Annotated in this window: 18 protein-coding genes; 12 read left to right on the top strand and 6 right to left on the bottom strand. The window is 42.9% G+C overall.

Annotated elements, in window-relative coordinates; all coding sequences use genetic code 11:
* Positions 1-262 precede the first annotated feature (262 nt).
* Positions 263-1,243, bottom strand: a complete 981-nt coding sequence (locus AA980_RS18860) for an LCP family protein (protein ID WP_024031000.1) — start codon at positions 1,241-1,243, stop codon at positions 263-265.
* 304 nt (positions 1,244-1,547) lie between these two features.
* On the opposite strand from AA980_RS18860, the gene AA980_RS18865 reads away from it, so the two are divergent.
* Positions 1,548-2,264 carry a polysaccharide deacetylase family protein gene (locus tag AA980_RS18865; RefSeq protein WP_235815195.1) on the top strand — a complete coding sequence of 239 codons (717 nt, stop codon included), beginning with the start codon at positions 1,548-1,550 and terminating at the stop codon, positions 2,262-2,264.
* Positions 2,265-2,531: 267 nt separating this feature from the next.
* Here the strand turns inward: AA980_RS18865 and AA980_RS18870 are convergent, their stop codons facing one another.
* Positions 2,532-3,860 (bottom strand): (Fe-S)-binding protein, encoded by a 1,329-nt coding sequence (locus tag AA980_RS18870; RefSeq protein ID WP_047771825.1) that lies wholly within the window; start codon positions 3,858-3,860, stop codon positions 2,532-2,534.
* On the bottom strand, positions 3,857-5,269 hold the full coding sequence (gene glcD / locus AA980_RS18875; protein WP_024031003.1) for a glycolate oxidase subunit GlcD: 1,413 nt from the start codon (positions 5,267-5,269) through the stop codon (positions 3,857-3,859). The genes AA980_RS18870 and glcD overlap by 4 nt, the downstream gene beginning before the upstream one ends.
* Before the next feature lie 292 nt (positions 5,270-5,561).
* On the opposite strand from glcD, the gene AA980_RS18880 reads away from it, so the two are divergent.
* The 5 genes from AA980_RS18880 (at position 5,562) to AA980_RS18900 (ending at position 10,825) form a co-directional block, all read left to right on the top strand.
* Complete coding sequence (locus tag AA980_RS18880; protein ID WP_024031004.1) at positions 5,562-6,425, top strand: Cof-type HAD-IIB family hydrolase; 864 nt, start codon at positions 5,562-5,564, stop codon at positions 6,423-6,425.
* 176 nt (positions 6,426-6,601) lie between these two features.
* On the top strand, positions 6,602-7,510 hold the full coding sequence (gene murQ / locus AA980_RS18885) for an N-acetylmuramic acid 6-phosphate etherase (RefSeq protein WP_024031005.1): 909 nt from the start codon (positions 6,602-6,604) through the stop codon (positions 7,508-7,510).
* 24 nt (positions 7,511-7,534) lie between these two features.
* Positions 7,535-8,389 carry a MurR/RpiR family transcriptional regulator gene (locus AA980_RS18890; RefSeq protein ID WP_024031006.1) on the top strand — a complete coding sequence of 285 codons (855 nt, stop codon included), beginning with the start codon at positions 7,535-7,537 and terminating at the stop codon, positions 8,387-8,389.
* 76 nt (positions 8,390-8,465) lie between these two features.
* Positions 8,466-9,827 carry a PTS transporter subunit EIIC gene (locus tag AA980_RS18895; protein WP_024031007.1) on the top strand — a complete coding sequence of 454 codons (1,362 nt, stop codon included), beginning with the start codon at positions 8,466-8,468 and terminating at the stop codon, positions 9,825-9,827.
* Positions 9,824-10,825 (top strand): MupG family TIM beta-alpha barrel fold protein, encoded by a 1,002-nt coding sequence (locus AA980_RS18900; RefSeq protein ID WP_024031008.1) that lies wholly within the window; start codon positions 9,824-9,826, stop codon positions 10,823-10,825. Before AA980_RS18895 ends, AA980_RS18900 begins: the two co-directional genes overlap by 4 nt.
* 288 nt (positions 10,826-11,113) lie before the next feature.
* Here AA980_RS18900 and AA980_RS18910 read toward each other — a convergent pair whose 3' ends face one another.
* Positions 11,114-12,706, bottom strand: coding sequence for a M2 family metallopeptidase (locus tag AA980_RS18910; RefSeq protein ID WP_024030576.1), 1,593 nt, complete (start codon positions 12,704-12,706; stop codon positions 11,114-11,116).
* 107 nt (positions 12,707-12,813) lie between these two features.
* Positions 12,814-13,530 carry a DUF421 domain-containing protein gene (locus tag AA980_RS18915; protein WP_024030577.1) on the bottom strand — a complete coding sequence of 239 codons (717 nt, stop codon included), beginning with the start codon at positions 13,528-13,530 and terminating at the stop codon, positions 12,814-12,816.
* Between the two features lie 314 nt (positions 13,531-13,844).
* Between AA980_RS18915 and AA980_RS18920 the strand changes: the two genes are divergently transcribed.
* From AA980_RS18920 to AA980_RS18940, 5 genes are all read left to right on the top strand, one after another.
* Positions 13,845-14,876 (top strand): ATP-binding cassette domain-containing protein, encoded by a 1,032-nt coding sequence (locus AA980_RS18920; RefSeq protein ID WP_024030578.1) that lies wholly within the window; start codon positions 13,845-13,847, stop codon positions 14,874-14,876.
* Positions 14,873-15,688, top strand: a complete 816-nt coding sequence (locus tag AA980_RS18925; RefSeq protein ID WP_024030579.1) for an ABC transporter permease — start codon at positions 14,873-14,875, stop codon at positions 15,686-15,688. The genes AA980_RS18920 and AA980_RS18925 overlap by 4 nt, the downstream gene beginning before the upstream one ends.
* 80 nt (positions 15,689-15,768) lie before the next feature.
* A complete protein-coding gene (locus tag AA980_RS18930; protein ID WP_024030580.1) occupies positions 15,769-16,449 on the top strand; it encodes a response regulator transcription factor in 681 nt (226 codons plus the stop codon).
* Positions 16,446-17,531: a sensor histidine kinase gene (locus AA980_RS18935; protein ID WP_024030581.1), complete on the top strand. Its 1,086-nt coding sequence runs from the start codon at positions 16,446-16,448 to the stop codon at positions 17,529-17,531. The genes AA980_RS18930 and AA980_RS18935 overlap by 4 nt, the downstream gene beginning before the upstream one ends.
* Positions 17,532-17,701: 170 nt before the next feature.
* Positions 17,702-18,367, top strand: coding sequence for a YdeI/OmpD-associated family protein (locus AA980_RS18940; protein ID WP_024030582.1), 666 nt, complete (start codon positions 17,702-17,704; stop codon positions 18,365-18,367).
* Between the two features lie 66 nt (positions 18,368-18,433).
* Here AA980_RS18940 and AA980_RS18945 read toward each other — a convergent pair whose 3' ends face one another.
* Positions 18,434-19,708, bottom strand: coding sequence for a globin-coupled sensor protein (locus AA980_RS18945; protein ID WP_024030583.1), 1,275 nt, complete (start codon positions 19,706-19,708; stop codon positions 18,434-18,436).
* A 307-nt stretch (positions 19,709-20,015) separates the two neighbouring features.
* Between AA980_RS18945 and AA980_RS18950 the strand changes: the two genes are divergently transcribed.
* A complete protein-coding gene (locus tag AA980_RS18950) occupies positions 20,016-22,010 on the top strand; it encodes a S9 family peptidase (RefSeq protein WP_024030584.1) in 1,995 nt (664 codons plus the stop codon).
* The last annotated feature ends 17 nt before the right edge of the window (positions 22,011-22,027 follow it).

Here is a 22,027-nt window from a genome sequence, read left to right on the forward strand (position 1 = left end):
TAGCATCATTTTTACGGTTCTTGGCTAAAAAAACAGACCAATCGGAGGCGGACTCCCATTGGTCTGTTTTATGCTACAAGATAAGAAAGGATAGGATTTTTGACTTTGAGAATTGTCCAGCTCCAGCGCCCAGCGGCTAGTGGACTTCGCTCTTCTCCCTACGATAAGTCAACATCGAATCGCTACGCTCTTCGTGTTTCCTTTATCTCAGTCGAAGCGCTCCAGTCCATACGCCGCTAAACGGGCGCTTCCGCTTTTCTAATTAAAAATATTTAGAGGTTAGTTCTTCAATTTTCTGCGGATCAATCACTAATTGATAGTTATTGGCTTTAAGGATGTCATCATACATTCTTTTTCCTTCGCCTTCGATTTGATGATAGTCCAACTGGGTGTCAGGGTTGAAATTCTTAGCCGCTAATCCCAGGCTTAACATATCAGACGTTGACATATTTGTTGCAATGACAAAGTCGGGAACTGATTTCACTAATGAAGGCAGGTTGCCGATGCTGCTTGGGCTCAACGCCTTCTTGGCAAGACCTTTTAAGGCTTCCTCCTGCATGCGCTGGCGGCTATATTCTCCATCCGCAAGGGAATAGCGCTCATGAACAACCTCGGCTACCATTTTTCCATCGAAGAAATGAGAACCTGCGGTAATCATTTTATCCTTATTTTCGCTGTACCATGGATGGGTTAATTTCACATCATAGGGTACATTCATATCAATGCCGCCGACAGTGTCGACCAATGCTTGAAAGCCCCAATAATTGGTTTCTACATAATAGTTAATCGGAACGCCTACTAAATCGCTGACCGCACCTACTGCCGCTTCCACCCCAGCTTGTGTCCCTTTTTCAGATTGCATAATATACTGAACACTTGTAAGTTTCGTATAGCCATAGCCATCTAAATGAACGCGTGTATCACGAGGGATACTAACAGCTTCAAACTTCTGCTGTTTTAAATCAACATGGACGAGGATCATGGAGTCAGAGTGACCAACTTTTTCACCTTTTCGTTGGTCGGAGCCAAGTAACAGCAGGTTAAAAACCGGCTCTTTTATTTCAGTGGTTGCTACTGGGTCTGCCGAATTTGATGTGCTTGAACTGACGACTGGCACTGTTTTAAAATGATTCTTCGGTTGTAACTGATAATATTCATATCCGAAAACAGCCATTCCTATAATAAAAATTCCCAAAACGCTAAAACCGACTATCTTCCATTTGCGTTTACGCTTATTTTTCATTCTGTCCCCCGCCCGAAACTGTATTATACTGAATTTCATTGTAATGGATTAATTTTATGAAAAATAGACTATGGATGCAACAGATTTCTCTTGGAAAGCCGACAAAAATTGTGACAAATTTCCCATCCCGAAACAATTAACATGGAAGTGAATTTGTCTCTTCAGATAATCCACTTTTGCACCTTAAGCTTCATCCCTGTAGCTTAGAAAATGTCGAACTTCTAACATAGTTAAGGGGGTTATGGTGCAAAGTATTAAGACTTACATCTTCGTAAGAAAATTTTTAAAAGGGGCTTTTATTGTTATGAAATGGGTCCGTTTCGTTATTGTCATTATCTGTTTTTATTCCAACGTTCAAACGATTGCGACTGCAGAGATGATAAAGCGAAATAAGGTGGAGCCAACCGGTCAGGTTGTCTGGGATGTTGCTACCCAGAAAAAGGTTATCGCTTTAACGTTTGACGATGGACCAAGCCCGGTCTTTACCCCACAGGTGCTTAGGGTCCTGGAGCAGTATGGTGCGAACGCCACATTTTTCCAGATTGGCAGCCGCATGGAGCGGTATCCGGAGGTTGTCCAGGATGTGGTAGAGGCCGGCCATGAAATAGGCAATCATTCGATGACACATCCGTATGAAAATAAGGTGGGGTTCAGGCAGATGCGTCTCGAAATTATTCGCGCTGAGCAGATTATCCAAAAGTACCAGCCCAACCATGCTAAGCTGTTCCGGCCGCCGGGAGGATATTTAGACAATGCATTACTGCAGGAGGCAAAAAAGCAAGGGTACAAAGTTGTGCTTTGGTCGTATCATCAGGAATTAAAGGACTGGTCTAAGCCAGGAGCACAAGTCATAGCGGATCATGTGATACGCCATGCAAGAAATGGTGACATTTTACTCCTTCACGATGGCGGCGGCGACCGAAGTCAAACCATAGAGGCTCTAAAAATTTTCCTCCCTGCCCTCAAGCAAAAAGGCTACCAATTTGTCAGTGTATCGGAGTTGCTTTCGAATAAGGAATAGGAATTAGCCGTGGGTCTGACCGTGAAAGGTATCCCAACGATTAAATTTCAATAATTATATTTATCTACTTAATCCGTCAATGGGCGAATTAAAGTGTTCTATGGGCGAATTTGCATTTTCTATGGGCGAATTTCGGTGTTCAATGGGCGAATTTTGCCATTCAATGGGCGAATTTAAGAAAGCAGCTATCTTTTGAAAATAAAAAGGAACCAGAGAAAACAACCAATTATTTGTTTTCTTTGGTTCAAATATGGAGAGAATACATCATCAATATTGCCTAACAGCCTCCATCAATAAATCAACAATATGAACCCCTCGCATTTTGACAGAGAGTCCTTCTCGTTCAATTCCTAGCTGCATTTGTAACAGGCAGCCGGGGTTGGCGGTGACAATGGTTGCTGCATGGGTCTCTTTCGCTTGCTTCATTTTGTAGTCGAGCATTACCATCGACATTTCCGACTCGACGATATTATAAATTCCGGCAGAGCCGCAGCAGCGGTCGGCATCGACCATTTCTTTATATTTCACACCCGCAATTGCTTGAAGCAGAACCCTTGGCGCGGCAGCCGTTTTCATCACATTGCGCAGGTGGCAGGAATCTTGATAGGTAATCACCTGCAGCGGGAGCTCCATTTTGACTTTTTTATGAAAATTAACAGCAACTAGGACTTCGGAAATATCCTTAATTTTTTCCGCGAAATTCTTTGCCCGGTCTTTCCATTCGGGTTCGTCCTGCAGCAAGTGATCATAATCGACTAAAAAGGCCCCGCAGCCGCCGGCATTGGTAATGATAAAGTCGACGTCCAATTCCTCGAAGGCAGTGATATTTTTTTTCGCCAGTTCCTTGGCCGTATGTTTTTCGCCGCTATGACCATGCAAGGCTCCGCAGCATACCTGGCTCTCAGGAATCACGACCTCACAGCCTGCTAATTGCAGCAGCTTCATCGTGGCATCATTTGTCTTCATGAACATTGTGTCCATTAAACAGCCGCTGAAAAAAGCAACCCGGTGAACCTTTTCAGCGATTGCCGGCAGAAAGTCGGGCCGATTCTTCATTTCTTTCATCGTCGGCACCTTGGGCAGTATTTTTTCCATAGTAGCTAAACTTTCAGGAAGCAGGCCCAAAAAGCCAATTTTCCGCGCTAGCGTTTGGATTCCGGAGCGCTGATAGAAGCCTAGTAAGCCTACCGCTCCGCGCATCCGTTTAGGGTGCGGAAATAATTCTTGAAAAACCGTTTTTCTAACGACACGGGCCGGTAAGGAATGTTTCTTGTTTTGATTAATAATGTCCCTTGCATCTTCTAATAAATGACCATAATTCACACCTGAGGGGCAGACCGGTTCACAGGCCCGGCAGCCGAGGCAGAGTTCAAGCGAGCGCTCAAACTCCGCATCCGGTTCATTCAGCCCGTCCACGACCGCCTTCATTAAGGCAATTCTTCCACGCGGTGACTGCGATTCTTTGAAGCCTGATTCAATATAAGTCGGGCATGTTGGCAGGCAAAAACCGCAGCGCATACAGTTTAGCAATTCATCTTCGTCCATCCGTGCTTTAAATTGTTCTTGAATCATTTCTTGCTCTTTCATTGTTGTCATCTTGTGATCACCACACGTTTCTTGCTGTCTTTAGCAAAAACTTTTCCCGGATTCATGATATTATGAGGATCAAATGCTAGTTTAATAGCTTTCATCGCGGCAATACCTTCTGCTTTCAACTTCCATTCAAGGTAGGGTGCCTTCATCGCGCCGACTCCATGCTCTCCGGTAATCGTGCCGCCCAAGTCAATCGCTTTTTCAAAAATTTCCGCAAAGGCCTGTTCGACTCGTTCCATTTCCTCATGATTTCTTGCATCCGTGGCACAAGTAGGGTGGAGGTTACCGTCCCCGGCATGGCCAAACGTACAAATCTCGAGCTGATATTTTTCGGCAATTTCATTAATCGCCTGCACCATTTTCGCAATTTCTGACCTTGGAACGGTCGCATCCTCTAAGATGGTCGTCGGTTTTAACCGGGCAATCGCCGATAGTGCTGCTCGCCGAGCGGTTCGCAATGCTTCGGCTTCCACTTCAGACGCGGCGATTTGAATTGAGACTGCCTGTTCCTGTTTGCATATTTCCGCCATGCTAGTTAAATCCCGTTCGACCACTTCAGATGCTCCGTCCTGCTCGATTAATAGAACAGCCTGCACATCGGTAGGCAAGCCGATTTGTGCAAATTCCTCAACCACCTTTAATGTTGGCTGGTCAAGAAACTCAAGCGTTGCCGGAATGATTTTATTAGCGATAATCGCCGAAACAGATTTGGCAGCGGCGTTTAAGTCTTGGTACAGGGCAAGCATTGTTTTCTTCGTTTCCGGCATGGGAATCAGCTTTAGGGTCGCCTCAGTGATAACGCCAAGTGTTCCTTCAGAGCCGACAAACAGGCGGGTTAAATCATAACCGGCGACATCCTTCGCCAGCTTTCCGCCCGTCCGGATGACGTCGCCATTCGGCATAACAACTTCAAGCGCTATCACATAATCACGTGTTACTCCATATTTAAGACCGCGCAAACCGCCGGAGTTTTCATTAATGTTTCCGCCAATTGTCGAGATTTTCATCGAGCTTGGATCGGGCGGATAGAACAGCCCGCGCGCTTCCACGGCATGAATCATATCAAGGGTAATCACCCCAGGTTGGACGGTGACAGTTAAATTCTCCTCGTCGATTTCAAGGATGCGGTTCATCTGTTTAAAAAGCAGGACAATCCCGCCCTCGGTCGGACATGTCCCGGCACAAAGGTTCGTTCCAGAGCCGCGCGGAACAATCGGAACTTGATGCTGATTACAAATCTTAAGGATTTCCGCAACTTCAGCCTTATTCCGCGGGCTAACCACAGCATCCGGCATCGATTGGAAGTTGGGTGTAGCATCATAAGAATAAACCAATCGTTCCGTTTTAGAATCTTCGAAATTAGCCTTCGTCACAATCGCAATCAGCTTTTCTTTCACTTCATTCGCCAGCATTCTAATTCCCCCATCTCAACCTCTAAATTCGATTATTTAATGTAAAGTATAGACCATATTCCTTGCTAATGGCGAAAATTGAAACAATATTCGCGCATATCCAGGGAAAGCGGTGTCATAAAGTGGTGTCAGGCAACTTTTTCCAATAATAGTAAAATGGTGCCTGACACCACTTTCCATTAATAGTAAAATAATGTCGTGAAACGGTGTCAGGCACCAAAACATTTTGAAATTAAATTTCAATAAAATTATAATAAATATAAAAATAAATTACAAAGGGAGTTTATTTTCAGTGAGATATTCTTTATTAGCGACTGACCTGGATGGGACTTTGTTGAATGATGAGAAGGAGATTGATGTTGAAACGAGGCAGGCAATTCAAGAATACCGTCGAAGAGGCGGGAGGGTTGTGATTTGCAGCGGGCGTTCTCCGCTTTCGACTCGATGGATTGCCAGTACCATTGGCTTAGCGGGAGAGCCAATTATTGCTTACAATGGAGGGATTTTGCTTGATGAGAATGGAGAGGTCAAGGAGCAGGCGGTTTTTCAACATGAAGCACTATTAAATTTCTGGGAATTATGCGAGACAGAAGGAATTTATGCCCATTTTTATGAAGGCGATACACTTCTGGTCCCTAAGGTCAATAAATGGAACGAGAACTGGATTGAAAATAATATTCCTACACTTGGGAAATCAGGCGGCGAACTTATAAGCTGTGAAAGTTTTCGGGAAAAATGCCAGGTCAAGGTCATGGAGGATTTCTACCGATACCTGAAGGAAAAGCAGCCGCAAATTGCCAAAATCGCTGTATTTGATGATGGTGATAGGCTTAATGATTTTTCAAAACGAATTGGCGAATTTATCAAGGAGATGGAAATTAGCAGCAGTTTTAATTTCGTTAATTTAGAGATTTCTCCTAGCGGGGTGACGAAGGCGTCGGCACTATTAAGACTGGCGGAGGAGCTTTCAATCCCTATCACGCAAACTGCTGCCATTGGCGATAACTATAATGATTCCCTGATGCTCTCTGCAGCAGGACTAGGAATCGCAATGGGAAATGCGCCGGAAAAGGTCAAACAAATGGCAGATCAGGTAACGGGTAATAATAATGAGGCAGGAGTAGCAAACGCCATCCGCCGCTATTTACTTGATTAGGTTCCGGCCGCATGCTCCAAGATCAATCTATTCCAGTTCATTTTGGTAAAATACTTTTTCGAAATATCATTTCACCAATTTTAAAAATATATTGAATTATTATTTCAGTAATAATATAATTAATGTATAGGTAAACGCTTACAGCCGAGAAAAGACCACAGGAGGTCAATGATACTATGGAAGAAAATCTTGAATTATTAACAACAGAATCACGTAACCAACTATCGATAACGATTGATACGGCCGAGCCAAAGGATATATTGCGTATCATGAATGACCAGGATCAATTAGTGGCATTAGCCGTCAAAGATGTTTTACCGGAAATAGAGGAAGCCGTTAAATTTGTCTTTGAATCCTTTCAAAAAGGCGGACGGCTGATTTATGTAGGTGCAGGCACGAGCGGCCGTTTAGGGGTGCTGGATGCAGTCGAATGTCCGCCTACCTTCAGCACTGACCCGGAAATGGTCCAAGGGATTATCGCCGGTGGAGAAGGTGCGTTCTTGAAAGCGGTGGAAGGAGCGGAGGATCAGCCGGACCTTGGTGCTGCTGACCTGAAGGAAGTGGGGCTGACAGAAAACGATACCGTTATAGGCATTGCCGCCAGCGGACGGACGCCATACGTGATTGGAGCCCTTCGCTATGCCCGCAGCATCGGGGCGAAAACAGTCGCACTTTCATGCAATAAAGATGCTGCCATTAGCAAGGAAGCCGACCAAAGCATTGAGGTGATTGTCGGTCCGGAGGTTCTAACGGGTTCGACTCGCTTGAAAGCCGGGACAGCGCACAAAATGATTTTGAATATGATCTCCACCTCCTCGATGATTCTTTTAGGAAAAGCCTATGAAAATTTAATGGTCGATGTTCATGTGAGCAATCAAAAATTGAAGGAACGGGCAATTGGCATCATTCGAAAAATTACCGGGGTTTCCTATGAAATCGCAGCGGAAACCTTAGAAAAAGCAGATCTGCAGGTGAAGACGGCGATCGTCATGATTAAGACAGAGACAACAAAGAAGGAAACAGAACAATTGCTAACAAAAGCGAATGGCTATGTAAAAAAGGCCATCGAAAATGAAGAAAAATGATAGGAATGAAAGTGGGTTTATCAGATGGCAGCAGGCGGTCTAAAAATGATTCAAAACATGCTTGAACAGCTTCCAGCTTCCGAGCGGAAAATTGCTGAATATATTCTTGAAAATCCGCAAAGTGTGTTAAACAGCACGGTCAATGATATCGGAATTCAAGCAAATACAAGTGGCGCTGCCGTAATTAGGCTTTGCAAGTCACTCGGCATAAATGGGTTTCAAGATTTAAAAGTAAGAATTGCCGGCGATTTAGTGAAGCCTGTCGAACAAGGGTATCGTGACATTGAGCCCGGTGAATCCTTTTTCACCATCGTTCAGAAGACAACCAGCAATAGTATCCAAAGCATTCGCGATACCGAAGAGATGATCAATTATGAAGAATTGGAACGAGCAGTTCACACCTTGTTACCGGCGCAAAATGTCCATTTTTTTGGCATTGGCGCTTCCGGTATTATCGCCAAGGATGCCCAGCAGAAATTCCTGCGGATTCATAAAAATGCAACCGCTTTTACCGATACCCATCTTGTCGCCACCTTAATTGCAAATGCCAATAAGGATGATGTGTTGTTTGGGATTTCTCATTCCGGGGAGACACCGGAGGTCATTAAAGTGATGGCGCTGGCGAAAGAGCGTGGTATTAAAACAATTAGTTTAACGAAATACGGGCAATCGCAGGTCGCTTCGCTTGCAGATATTAAACTGTTTACCGCTTATTCCGGGGAAGCGCCGTTTCGTAGTGCGGCCACTTCATCAAGGCTGTCGCAGTTATATTTAATCGATATTTTGTTTATGGCGATGGCGACAGTTCAGTACGAGGAAACAATTCAGACGATTGATAAGACAAGAGAAGCCATCCGGTTTATTAAACAAGGGAAATAGACTTTCAGGGAGGTGATGTGCACACCATTCTGTTTCTTATTTTTAAAAAATTTCAACAGAGAGAAGGGGAATTAGCATGGCTGGAGAGAATAAAATTTTAGCCGAAAAGATTCTTGAACAATTAGGCGGACCAGCGAATATTGGCAATTACACACATTGTATGACAAGGCTCCGCGTGACACCAAATGATGAGTCGAAGGTCAACAAGGCGGCAATTAAGAAAATTGATGGGGTACTTGGGGTAGTCGAAGAAGAGACACTCCAAATTATTCTCGGTCCTGGAAAAGTTAATAGAGTGACAGAAGAGTTTGGTAAGTTAGTAGATGCAGCAGGCGGGATTGACTTAAAAGCAAAGGCAGCGAGCAACAAGGCTGAAATTAACAAAAAAAATGCGACACCATTTAAGCTGTTTTTACGAAAAATCTCAAGTATCTTCATTCCATTAATCCCGGCACTTGTCGCCTCCGGATTAATTACAGGGATTACAAAGGCAATCATTCAAGCTGGATGGCTGGCAGGGGATTCCCAGCTTGCGACCATCTTAACGGTCATTGGCGGCGGATTATTTGGTTACCTTGGAATTTTGGTAGGTATTAATGCGGCAAAGGAATTTGGCGGATCACCAGCACTTGGGGCACTTGCCGGTATTTTAATTATTAACCCAGCTGTAGCGGGAATTAAATTGTTCGGAGCGGATTTGCTTCCTGGACGCGGCGGTTTGATTGGCGTTCTGTTTGCGGCGATTTTTATTGCCCTTGTCGAAAAACGAGTTCGCAAGTTTGTTCCACAATCTCTTGATCTATTTATCACACCAACGGTTGCTTTATTGGTTACTGGTATTGTTACTTATCTTGTATTTATGCCGCTTGGTGGTTTGGTTTCAGATGCTATCACAAAAGGATTAACCTCTCTCCTTGATATGGGTGGTGTAGTAGCAGGCTTTGTCCTTGGGGCAACCTTCCTGCCGCTCGTCGTTACTGGTTTACATCAGGGCTTAACACCTATACATCTTGAGTTAATTAATTCTACAGGCATTGACCCGCTTCTTCCTATCTTAGCAATGGGTGGTGCCGGGCAAGTCGGAGCTGCGTTTGCGATTTACTTTAAGACGAAGAAAACTCGCCTAAAAAGAGCGATTGGCGGTGGTCTGCCTGCAGGAATTCTCGGTATCGGGGAGCCGCTTATTTTCGGGGTAACGTTACCATTAGGCCGTCCATTCTTAACTGCTTGTCTTGGAGCCGGTGTCGGCGGAGCCTTCCAAGCAGCGTTCAAAATCGCAACGACCGCAATCGGCGTATCTGGATTACCACTTGCGTTCCTTGTTGTAACAGGTCAAGTTCTCCTTTATTTACTAGGGGTATTGATTGCTTATGCAGCCGGTTTCTTGTTTACGTACCTATTCGGTTTCAAAGACGACATGGCTGGTGAATTTGAGTGATTGGCATTTCCTTTTATTTAAATGATCCGTTAGCTGCGGCTCGGATCGAACTTGCTGGAAAAAAAGGTGTGAAGCGAGCGTTTACCTCGCTTCACATTCCTGAAGAGTCCGGGGACTTAGCGGGCCGTGCTCGACATTTGCTACAAACGGCAAAGGAAGCTGGAATCGAGGTTTATGCAGATGTATCGGCGCGGACACCTGCCCATTTGGGATTGGAGAGTTTGGATGAGTTAAAATCTTTAGGGGTAATCGGTCTGCGCTTAGATGATTTTTTTGAGCACGAAACGATTTTGAGCCTGGCGAAGGATTTTAAGCTTGCGCTTAACTCTAGTATATTGTTTGAGGAGGATTTGCAGGCTCTGATTGCAGGCGGGTTAACGGCTAGTCAGCTGCTCGCCTGGCATAATTTCTATCCGAGGCGTGAAACTGGATTAGCTGAATCCTTTTTCAATAAGCAAAATGAGCTATTTAAACGGTATGGGATTCCTGTCAGTGCTTATATACCAGGGGACGGGGAGAAACGCGGTCCGTTGTTTGAAGGGCTGCCCACTCTTGAGGACCATCGTGAAATGGATCCATTTATGGCAGCGCTGGAATTGTTCCAGGCCGGTGTCGAAGATGTCTATATCGGTGATCCTGAGGTAAGTGCCGGTCTTTTGGAAAAATTAATCGAGTTTGACCGTCATCGTCAGGTTTCGATTCGAGTCGAAGGGTTTCAAAAGGGAGAGTTCCAGCTTCGCCCGGATTTTTCCCGTGATGTCCTTCGGTTGATGGATACGAGAAGTGCAGATGCAGTCGCCCCTGAAAATACGGGTGCGAGGCCTGTAGGCACTATAACGAGAGACAATGATCGCTACGGACGCTATCGCGGCGAGGTCCAAATCACACTTCACGACCTGCCAGCCGATGAGCGAGTCAACGTAATTGGAAGAGTAATAGAAGAAGACCTGCCAATTCTCAACATCCTCAAACCAGGGCAAAATATTAAATTAATTTAGGACAAGGGGGCAGCTCCTTGTCCCATTTTTTTTAATTTGGACGCAGTGCCTGTTCCAAAAAACGACAGGACCTTTCCAATTGTTTTAGGCGGTAAAAAGGCTATTAAAAGTGAATGTTGATTTCCGTTCCAGGCGCTTCGCTTTCCGCGGGGCGGGCGGTGAGCCTCCTCGGCAAGCGCCTGCGGGGTCTCACCTGTCCCGCTGCTCCCGCAGGAGTCTCGCTGTATCCACGTCCAATCAACATTGCGCTCAAAATCAACAATGTGCTTTAACACAGCCTTTCATAAATTAACTTTTTACCTGGGTTTTGCAATAAACATCAACAAAGTGAGCAGGGTTTAATTTTTCACCCGTTACACGGCTAATTTTTTCATTCCAGTTATAAAGGGCAGCTGGTTTGAAGAATTGATTGATGAGCATTTCTCCCGTTTCTTTTGTGAAAAATTCAGGAGAAATCTTCGTTTCAATATGACGTTGAAGCTGTGCTGCCATTAATTCTCCAAGTAGATAATTTTGGTAGTAAACAGGTGCGAGTGTAAAATGAATTTTTGCAGCCCAATCGGGATTATCAGTTTCATCAGGAGGAGTGACTAGCTGAACTTCCTTTACTGTTTTCCACCATAAAGCGTTTAAATCTTGATCGGGATTTTCGTACAGTTCTTTTTCAAAAAATACAAAGGTTATTATCCATCTTGCTGCAATAAGCATTTGTAACTGTTGGAACTTTTCTAATTCAGGAGCAAGTCCATTTACTGTTGCTTCATCAACTTGTAAGAAGCGCTTTAACCACCGAGGGTCTTTGCCCATTTTTCCAAATAACATCGCGATCGATTCGGTTGTTAAGGTATGACTTGCTGTACGTAATCCGAATGGAAGGCTAGAGTCTACATATTTGAAATAAGCCGCATGGCCAAACTCATGTAGGTTCGTTTCCATCCAATACGCATCTTCCATTAAGTTACAAAGGACACGAACGTCACCTTCGCGGTCAATATCCGTGCAAAAGGCCGTTGGGTTTTTCTTTTCTCTAGGGAACAAATCGCTTTTTGCAAATAGGTCATCAATTTCGATTCCCATTGAGTTAAACGTATCTGTTGTGATTTGGACAAGATCCTTCCCTTGGTAAAAAGGATCTAGATTGGTTGAATTAGATGGTGGTGCCTCTTGGAAAAAGGGATCGACATAATGCCAAGGGCGTATATCCTCTGGATTAATCCCAAATCTAGTTGCTAAACGTTCATCTAGTTCTTTCTTCATCGCGCGGTAGGCTTCATCTGATTGAGCAATAAGTTCGTTGAAAATAGCGAAGACCTCGTCACGGTCAAGTTCTTGAAGAGCAAAGCCCATTTGATGATGGTTATCATACCCGAGTAGTTGTGCAGCTTCATTGCGCTTCTTCACAAGCTCAAGCAGGCCTTTTTCTACGACTTTACCAACTTCCTTGCTTGCAAACCATACTTTTTTGCGTAATTCTTGGTCATCACTATAAATTAATATCTCTCGAATATCATTGGCAGAATACTTCTTGCCATCCACAACAGGAGCGTATGTGTTAAATAATAAATTTAGTTCAGAAGAGCGTTTTGATAAATCAGCAATCACTTCTTCAGGGAGCTGGTTACCTTCCATTTCGCTTAGTAGAAGTTGAAGCTGACGTTTTTCGATCTCCGTTACGTTTTCCGTTGATAGAAATTGTTTTGTTTTCTCGTATAAATCTTTTGAAGAGAATAAAAGATTGTAACGAGTTTCAGCTTCACTTAATTTAGCAGCCCACTCAGGGTCTCCAGTTGTTTGGGCCATCCAGCTTGACCCGGCCCCATCTTTATATAATACTTGCATTTGGTCATTGATATCTTTTAAAAATGTTTGTAGTGTTTCCATATGTATCACAACCTTTCTATATTTAAGTATCACAATAGTAACATTATTAAGTATTCGTTAAAGATATTCTTAAACCTTTTAAAGCTTATAAATTTTTTGTTTTCATTTCATGATAAATTCCCACCGCGTTCTTTATTGGTATTATTTTTTTTAGATATATACAGCTTTTTAGTATTATCTAATCCAGCATAAAAAACCTCTGAACAATCTTTGATGTTTTGCTTATTCAGTTCAGATGTTAGCCATTCTTTATCTAATCCAGCATCTGTTAAGTTTTCCTCCATTATCGTCCCATCAATGATAATATCTTTTTCAAGACCTGTACTTGTTGTGTGAATGTTCATATGAGAGGGGGTTAGCGGCTTTTTATCTGATTTGGGTAATACAGAAAAATTTCCATCTGCTTCCATGATAGCGAATTCGACGTCTGCCACATTGAAGGCATCTTTTTCTCTTAATTTCATCTTTAATTCATTTATGGTCAATTTCATTTTCTTCATATTTTCATCCACTATGGTTCCATTTTCAATTAAAGTTACCGGTTCAGAATTGATTAGCTTCCTAAATGTGAGGTTTTTCATGCTTAAGTATCCGGTGAATATAGTTAAGAAGGAAAATAACAATAAGGCGGTAGTAGCTGATAGTGTGGCAAACTGCTTATCAATGATGGCATTTGCGACGATTGAACCCATTGAAACACCCATAATAAAATCAAAAAAGGTCATTTTTGATATAAGCTTTGTGCCTATTTTTCGGGTTAAAAATAATGCTAAAACATATATTAAAATTCCTTTTACTATTGTAATGAAGAAAATATTTTCCAAATTTGTTCAACCTCTCTTATATTTTATTATCTTCTATAGATAGTAGTATAAGTGGGGTATTAATAGGATATTCATTTGTTCAACCGATATTTTATTAAAAATCAAGGTAAAACAGAGTTAAGAAGGATATCCACGCAAACAGTTAGGAGCAATTAATCCAAGAAGCCCACCTTCGATGGCGGGCTTCATTTCATTTGATTACGGCTTGCTGCTTTTATATTTTCAATCATCTGTCATCGTTGTTCATACTCAGTTCATAAAAGTCATTTATCATTCTTGTATATTCAGTTATATAAGAAAAGGGAGGATTTGCATTGAGTAATAATCAAGGAAAGAAACTATTGGCAGTCAATGGTGATTGGGCCGTTGAAGCGTGTGGATTGGTCAAATCTTTTGGAACGAATCGTGCGGTTGATGGAGTAGATTTAAAAGTTCCAACTGGTTCTATCTACGGTGTGCTTGGTCCCAATGGTGCGGGCAAGACCACTACAATCCGCATGCTGGCAACCTTACTGCGAGCGGACGAAGGGTCTGCACGGATCTTTGGATATGATGTCGTGAAGGAGGCGCAAATCGTGCGCCAATTGATTGGAGTGACCGGTCAGTATGCCTCAGTCGATGAGTCACTCAGCGCTACTGAGAATCTGGTCATCTTCTCACAACTTCTTGGATTAGGCCGTTCAGCGGCAAAGCGAAAGGCGGCAGAACTGTTGGAGGAATTTGGCTTAACGGAAGCTGCGAAGCGTCCCTTAAAAAACTTCTCCGGCGGTATGCGTCGCCGGCTGGATCTAGCGGCCAGCTTAATCGCGCAGCCACCACTAATCTTCCTAGATGAACCGACTACGGGCCTAGATCCGCGAACACGTAATCAGATGTGGGAAACTATCCGCCGATTGGTCAAGGAGGGTTCAACCGTACTGTTAACAACACAATATCTGCAAGAAGCGGATGAATTGGCAGATCGGATTGCGGTTATTGATCATGGTCGAGTTGTTGCGGAAGGTACTGTGAATGAACTGAAAGCATCTGTTGGCACATCATCGTTGTATTTGGGCATCAAAAATTTACAGGACTTACAGGCCGCCCGTCAGATTGTTGAGCGGGTGCTAAATGTTGGGTCATCCGTTTCAACAGAAGACGGGAAGATTATCGCTCCAATGGCAGATGCTGACCGAGTCACTGATCTGCTCATCGCCATCCGCGGTGCGGGAATCCAATTAGCGGAGCTAAGTGTGCAGAAACCGACCCTGGATGAGGTTTTTCTAACCATCACGGGCCATGGTGTTCAGGAGGACGCATCAAAGGCGTCAGATAAATCGCAAAAAGAAGGAGTGGGAAGAGGATGAAAAGTACTTCTAATACACCAGCTACCGACCGTCGACTACGTAACAAAATGAGCTTCAGCCAGACTGTAAGTAACTCGCTAACAATGGCCTATCGCGGCCTTTTAAAGATTCGGCGCACACCTGAGCAATTGTTCGACGTCACGCTTCAGCCTATCATCTTCACCCTGATGTTTACCTACATTTTTGGCGGAGCCATCTCCGGAAACGTGCAAAGCTATTTGCCCGTCATCATTCCCGGTATCCTCGTACAGACGGTAATTACGACCTCTATCGTCACCGGTGTTCAACTGCGTGAGGACATGGATAAGGGTGTATTCGACCGATTCAAGTCACTGCCTATCGCACGTATTGCTCCGCTTTCGGGCGCACTGTTGGCAGACACCATCCGGTATACAATTGCTACCGTGCTCACTTTCACCATGGGGTATATCATGGGCTATCGACCTGATGGAGGTCTAGGGCATGTTGCTATCGCCGCGTTGCTTGTAATTGTTTGTGCCTGGTCCATCAGTTGGATCTTTGCTTTCTTTGGTGTGATTGCGCGTACGGCTTCAAGCGTACAAGGAATCTCCATGATTGTGCTATTTCCGCTTACGTTTCTATCCAATGCTTTTGTACCGGCAGAGACATTGCCCAAATTGCTTCAGTGGTTTGTGAAAATCAACCCAATCTCGCACCTTGTTACAGCCGTCAGAGACCTTTCCAACTCAGGTACCATTGGTTGGGACTTAACCATCTCTCTGATTGGAGCGGCGGTTATTGTGGCGATCTTCGCACCTCTTACGGTACGTGCCTATATGCGCAGGACTTAGTTGAGGGAATAATCATCCGTTGACAACTCACCCTGACCAGATATAGCCTTATTTAAAACGTTTATGAAGGAATGAAAACAGTGACAAAAATATTAATTGTAGATGACGACGATAATATTCGTGAATTGCTTCGTGTTCTTCTTGTTAAAGAAGGCTTTTCGATTGAAGAGGCAGCAGATGGAGAAGAAGCATTATCCAAACTCGAAAAAGATAAAATGGATCTGATTATTCTCGATATTATGATGCCAAATATGGACGGTTGGACATTTTGCCGTGAAATACGATCCTATTATTCCGATGCACTTCCCATCTTAATGTTAACGGCAAAAGGGGAGACCGCCCAAAAAGTAAAAGGGTTTGATCTTGGAACGGATGATTATATGGTAAAACCATTTGCTGCACCTGAGCTTGTTGCCCGAGTAAAGGCGTTACTCAAACGCTATCAAATCAGCGTCTCCAATCGAATTGAGATCGGAAATGTCGTAATTGATCGTGCAGCCTATAAAGTTTATTTAGGGGATCACGATTTAACCTTACCGCTTAAAGAATTTGAACTGTTATTTAAGCTGGCCACTCATCAACAGAAGACCTTTTCAAGGGAACAATTAATTGAAGATATTTGGGGATTTGATTATGAAGGGGATGAACGGACCGTTGACGTCCACATTAAGCGCCTGCGGCAACGATTCTCGCATCACGATTGTCCATTCAAAATTACAACCATTCGCGGACTTGGTTATCGTTTGGAGGTAATCCATTGAGGCTGCCAGAGGTCATGAAACGAATCTTGGGCTTCACAGCTGTCACGCTATCTTTATTATTATGCTGGTCGTTTATCTATTGGCTGACATCTTGGATTTTTGCTGCGATTCATTATAGTCCTCACGAATATGCACGACTGTTAATCAATTCGTTTTTGGGATTTTTCCTGTTCGGCTGTTGCATGTTTCTGATAACAAACATTAAATGGGTAAGAGATCGCCAAAATAAGAACCTGCATCCCATGATCCATGCGATGAAAATGATGGCTGAGGGCAATTTTAACATTGATCTTTCTTATTATAGCAATCAATTTCAAGGGCGGGATCATCCCTATTATAAAATTATTGAAAGCATTAACCATATGGCTGAGAGATTGGGAATAATGGAGGAAATGCGGCAAGAATTTATTTCGAGCGTTTCACATGAAATCCAGTCTCCTCTGACGTCGATTAGCGGGTTTGCCCATGCGCTGAAAAACGAAGATTTGAGCCCGAAGGAACGTAAGCATTACTTAGAAATTATCGAAATGGAATGTATTAGGCTCTCAAAATTGAGTGAAAATCTACTTCGACTCACTTCTTTAGAGTCGGATCAAATTCCATTTGACCAAAAGGACTATCGATTAGACCGTCAGCTTCGTCGCATCATCCTTGCTAACGAACCACAATGGGCTGAGAAGAACATTCATATGGATATTTCCCTAGAACCCTTGACGATCACAGCAAATGAGGACCTGATGGATCAAGTTTGGATTAACCTCCTTCATAATAGCATTAAATTCACGCCGCGGGCAGGCACCATCAAGGTGGAGGCACTGAAAACCGCGGATAATCATCTCCTTGTGAAAATAACGGACACGGGGATTGGTATGAATAAAGAAACATTAATGCATATATTTGAGCGGTTCTATAAAGCTGATCCATCAAGAAATCGTAATTTTGGGGGCAATGGCCTTGGTTTGCCCATTGTCAAAAAAATAATTGATTTGCACAAGTGGGAAATTCAGATCCAAAGTGAACTCGAGAAAGGAACGGAAATAACCGTGATGATGAGCCAAACCTCTGAGGAAAAAAGAATGTAAAGGAGAGCATTGTGTCGGAAACTATTACTTACTTTGGATGGGATTTTGATTGTGAATGAAATTAGCTAGTGCCATGGAAATTGTTGTATCTACTAAAATACAAAAGGTTGTTAACTTCTACGGAAATTCGTACTCTTAGGAAGAAAGAGAATAAGGCGGGGTGGATAAGGATGACGAAAACAGTAGTAGATAAACTAAACTTACAAAAGTATAAAAAAATAGCAGTATTGAATTTGCCAGACGGTGCGAATTATTTAGCAGGATTAGCAGATTATGATACGGAGCTTGCAGACAGTAAATATGATCTTATTTTTGCTTTTGTGCTTGATATGGATTCCTTAAAAGAACTCGTAAATAAGGTGATCCAAAAGGATCATCTAAATAAAAACGGCCATCTCTATTTGGCTTATCCTAAAAAAGGGAATAAAGTCTATTCAACGTTTATTCATCGCGATGAATTATTAGGTGGCATGGGTGCTGATGAAGAAGGTTATGTTGGACCAAGTACCATCAAATTTTCGCGGATGGTAGGATTAGATACGGTCTTTACGATTGTCGGTCTAAAAGAAGATTCTCGAGGCAAAAATCAAGCATCTACAAAAGCAAGTCAATGTGTCGATGATTATTTTGAAATGATTCCAGATGTAGAAAGAGATTTGCGAGATACTCCCGATCTACTTGCTTTCTATCAGTCACTTACTCCAGGGTACCAGAAAGATTGGGCGCGTTATGTGTACAGCGCTAAACAGGAAGCGACCAAAGAAAAACGACGGGAAGAAATGAAACTAATCTTGGGTCAGGGATACAAGAGCCGGGACTTATATTCAAGAAGATAGGGACATGGGGACAGGCTCCTGATCCCTTTGTGCGCTTGAGACGCTGTGCCTGACCCCGTGTCCCACTTATAAATCTTGAACAATTTGAGCTAATTCCTTTGATGTATTGGCAAGGTTACCAACCGTGCTGTTGATTTCTTCAAAATAATCTGCAAAGGATTCTAGTTCGTTCTCAATTTGGTTATTTTGTTGTTTACTTTGATTTACTTCAACTAAAATTTGGTTAAAGAACTCAGCAATTTCATTCATCTTTTGGAACCCATCTTCAACTAATTCATTAACTTGTCCAGTCTTAGTTATGGCGCTTAATACTTGTGTATTTGTTTTTTGAATTAACTCTGTAACATTATAAACAGAAACCCTGGTTTGGTCAGCTAATTTTCGAATCTCATTTGCAACAACCGCAAATCCGCGACCATATTCCCCAGCTCGAGCTGATTCGATGGCAGCATTAAAAGATAGAAGGTTTGTTTGATTAGCAATTCCCTTTACGAAACTTAAAACCTCTTTTATTTCATCTGAAATTTCCTCTAAGTGACTAATTTCCGATGTAATAGCATGCATTTGTTCCAAAATCTTATCCATTTGTGCCTGTTGTTCATCAATCCTGACTTTTCCTTGAATAGAGCGGTTTTGAACATGCTCTGCTGAACGAACACCCGCAGTAGCTAAATCCACCAATGATTCAGTCTTTTGAGTTAGTTGGAATACAGAATTACTTGTTTGATCAGAAATGATCGACAACTCTTCAGCTGTATGTGCAACTCGTTCTCGATGTTGTTTTTGTTGTTGTTCCTCTAATTTTATTCGCTCCATTTCTTCTTCGTAAGCGTCTAGTACAAGCTGTTGTTCAAGGTTTAAAAGTTTCGCTACGACATTAATCGCTTCTACTAGTTTGGTTGAATCCTCTATATACTGTTGTAATACTGAAACGATGGTGGTAAAGAAACTTTGAAAAGCCGCCATATACCATTTTGTTTTTAACCCAATCCGGACATGAACATGGGCAACCTTATTTCTTTGCATGATAAAATTATGGTCAATTCTTCCCTCAAATAACTCAAATATATGTTTCTTTAACGTGACTTTTAACCTTTCAACTGTTGAATTGTCGTTAATTATTTTTTTAAGAGAAGGCTCTAACTGAATACTATTGTAGTAGTTTGTTACAATTAAATCTAAATGTTCTTTAATAAATGGTTGTATGGTTTTTGCGATAGCCAAGTCCCGTGTAGTTAATTGAATAATTTTAAGTTGTTTTTGGAGTTCGTTTTGGTTACTATCTAAAACAATTTCCTCTTCATCTTGATCTAAGTCGTCAAACTGTAATTTTTTCATCATCGTTTTTTCCCCCATTGTTTCAAATTAATGATATGAGATTTAGTTAGGTATCTAATGGAGAATATCACCATTTTATCGAACTAAAGACCTATTTAATATATAGAATAATCATATATTATCTGGGGGGCGTCTAGAGATAAAATTGTGACAAAGAGGTGACAATGCAGTAATTTAGGTTTGTACACATTGAGTCAAGCATCAATAATTTTTATTGCTCCCCTTCTTTAGAGGAAACTGAAGCAGGGGAAATTATTTCTAGTGTCGAAATAATTTGAGTGCGATTTTTTAGAAATTGGAGGTAGAGGCGATGGGAGAATTAAGAGGAATTCAGTCGGAGGATTTATATCAGTTAAAATCGGTGGCGAACCCACAGTTTGCTCCTGATGGGAAGTCCTGCGTGTATGTGCAAACGACGATAGACGAGGAAACGGATGAATATCAGGCACATTTATTTTTCCATACACTTGAACAGGAAAGCGAAGCGGTCCAATGGACATTTGGTAAAGGGCGGAATCACTCGCCGTGCTGGTCGCCTGATGGAACGAATATTGCATTTGTATCCAATCGGAGCGGGAAAAATCAACTTTATCTATTAAGTGTGAATGGCGGGGAAGCGCGGCAATTAACTTCATTTCCTAGCGGGGCGAGCAATCCAGTTTGGTCTCCGGATGGAACAAAGCTTGCCTTCAACACATCGCTCAAAACGGATAAAACTATTTTTGATGAAGAAGATGAAAAAGAAGAAAAAAAGACTGTGCCTCTTGAAGTGACGAAGATGAAATATAAATCAGATGACGGGGGCTTTTGGCAGGGGGATGTCAAACAAGTAGCGCTCGTGGATGTGAAAAGCGGCGACTTAACACAGCTCACGGAAGGCGCTCAGGATGTAAGTCTCTATTGCTGGTCACCAGACGGAAACTACCTCGCAGTTGGCGCTGATTTTTCGAAAGAAACGGATTCATCGTTTATCCATGATGTGTATTTGTTGGACATTGCTCAAAAGGAATTCATTCCCGTGACAAATGGGATCGGCTATTTTGGAAGCGTGACTTGGTCGCCGGACGGGAACTACCTTGGGATGCTTGGACACAAACGGGAGTTTGAAAATGCGACCCATCCAAAGGTCTGGCTTTACGAAGTCCATTCGAAAAAATTCTCTTGTTTGACCCGTAATTGGGATGTGCCTGTCGGCGATTTTACCGTCGGCGATTTCCAGCAAGGAGCGGTATCCCCCGGTTTATTGTGGTCGAATGACAGCAAGGGATTCTATTTTATAGCTTCAGAACATGGCAATACGAATATTTATTTCAGTGATGTGAGCGGCGGTGAGATTCAGCCGGTTTATACGGACGGCGGCCATGTCTATGGCTTGTCAATCAATAGCGCAACGCAAAAAGCAGTCATCGCGTTAAGCAAACCGACGGCAATCAGTGATCTGTATCTTCTGTCCCGTAGCGGTGGTAAACCGTCTTCACTTGAAAAATTGACCGATGTAAATGGGGCGATTTTACAAGATATTTTGCTGTCAAAACCGGAGCCGGTGGAATTTTCAGGAGCAGATGGCAAGGAAGTTCATGGCTGGATGATGAAGCCGATTGGCTTTGAAGAAGGGAAAAAGTACCCGTTAATCCTCGAAATTCACGGCGGTCCGCATGCGATGTATGGAAATACATATATGAATGAGTTTCAACTATTGGCGGCCAAAGGCTTCGCGGTATTGTATGTGAATCCGCGCGGCAGCCACGGATATGGGCAGGAATTTGTCAATGCGGTGCGCGGCGATTATGGCGGCGGCGACTATGAGGATTTAATGCTTGCAGTTGATTTTGCGTTGGAGCACTATGACTTCATTGATGAAAATCGCCTCGGTGTGACGGGCGGAAGCTACGGCGGCTTTATGACGAACTGGATCGTCGGTCATACGAACCGCTTTAAAGCAGCAGTGACACAGCGTTCAATTTCAAACTGGATCAGCTTTTACGGTGTCAGCGATATCGGCTATTATTTCACCGAGTGGCAAATCAAAGCGGACTTCCGCGATATTCAAACACTATGGAAGCATTCGCCGCTTGCTTATGTGGAGAACGTGAAGACACCTTTATTAATTCTCCATAGTGAGAAGGATTACCGCTGTCCAATCGAGCAGGCAGAGCAATTGTTTATTGCCTTAAAACGCTTAGGCCAGAACACAAAATTGGTCCGCTTTCCAGAAGAAAACCACGAACTTTCCAGAAGCGGGAAGCCAAGCCTGCGCAAAAGCCGCTTGGATTACATTGTGAACTGGTTTGAGGAGAATTTATAATTTTTTGAAGGGGGTAA

Source organism: Neobacillus vireti, from assembly GCF_001026695.1.
Taxonomy (GTDB): Bacteria; Bacillota; Bacilli; order Bacillales; family Cytobacillaceae; genus Neobacillus; species Neobacillus vireti.

Coding starts and splice junctions, on each gene's coding strand:
- AA980_RS18860 (WP_024031000.1), bottom strand. CDS start 1,243: ATGAAAAATAAGCGTAAACGCAAATGGAAGATAGTCGGTTTTAGCGTT.
- AA980_RS18865 (WP_235815195.1), top strand. CDS start 1,548: ATGAAATGGGTCCGTTTCGTTATTGTCATTATCTGTTTTTATTCCAAC.
- AA980_RS18870 (WP_047771825.1), bottom strand. CDS start 3,860: ATGACAACAATGAAAGAGCAAGAAATGATTCAAGAACAATTTAAAGCA.
- glcD (WP_024031003.1), bottom strand. CDS start 5,269: ATGCTGGCGAATGAAGTGAAAGAAAAGCTGATTGCGATTGTGACGAAG.
- murQ (WP_024031005.1), top strand. CDS start 6,602: ATGGAAGAAAATCTTGAATTATTAACAACAGAATCACGTAACCAACTA.
- AA980_RS18890 (WP_024031006.1), top strand. CDS start 7,535: ATGGCAGCAGGCGGTCTAAAAATGATTCAAAACATGCTTGAACAGCTT.
- AA980_RS18895 (WP_024031007.1), top strand. CDS start 8,466: ATGGCTGGAGAGAATAAAATTTTAGCCGAAAAGATTCTTGAACAATTA.
- AA980_RS18910 (WP_024030576.1), bottom strand. CDS start 12,706: ATGGAAACACTACAAACATTTTTAAAAGATATCAATGACCAAATGCAA.
- AA980_RS18925 (WP_024030579.1), top strand. CDS start 14,873: ATGAAAAGTACTTCTAATACACCAGCTACCGACCGTCGACTACGTAAC.
- AA980_RS18940 (WP_024030582.1), top strand. CDS start 17,702: ATGACGAAAACAGTAGTAGATAAACTAAACTTACAAAAGTATAAAAAA.
- AA980_RS18945 (WP_024030583.1), bottom strand. CDS start 19,708: ATGATGAAAAAATTACAGTTTGACGACTTAGATCAAGATGAAGAGGAA.
- AA980_RS18950 (WP_024030584.1), top strand. CDS start 20,016: ATGGGAGAATTAAGAGGAATTCAGTCGGAGGATTTATATCAGTTAAAA.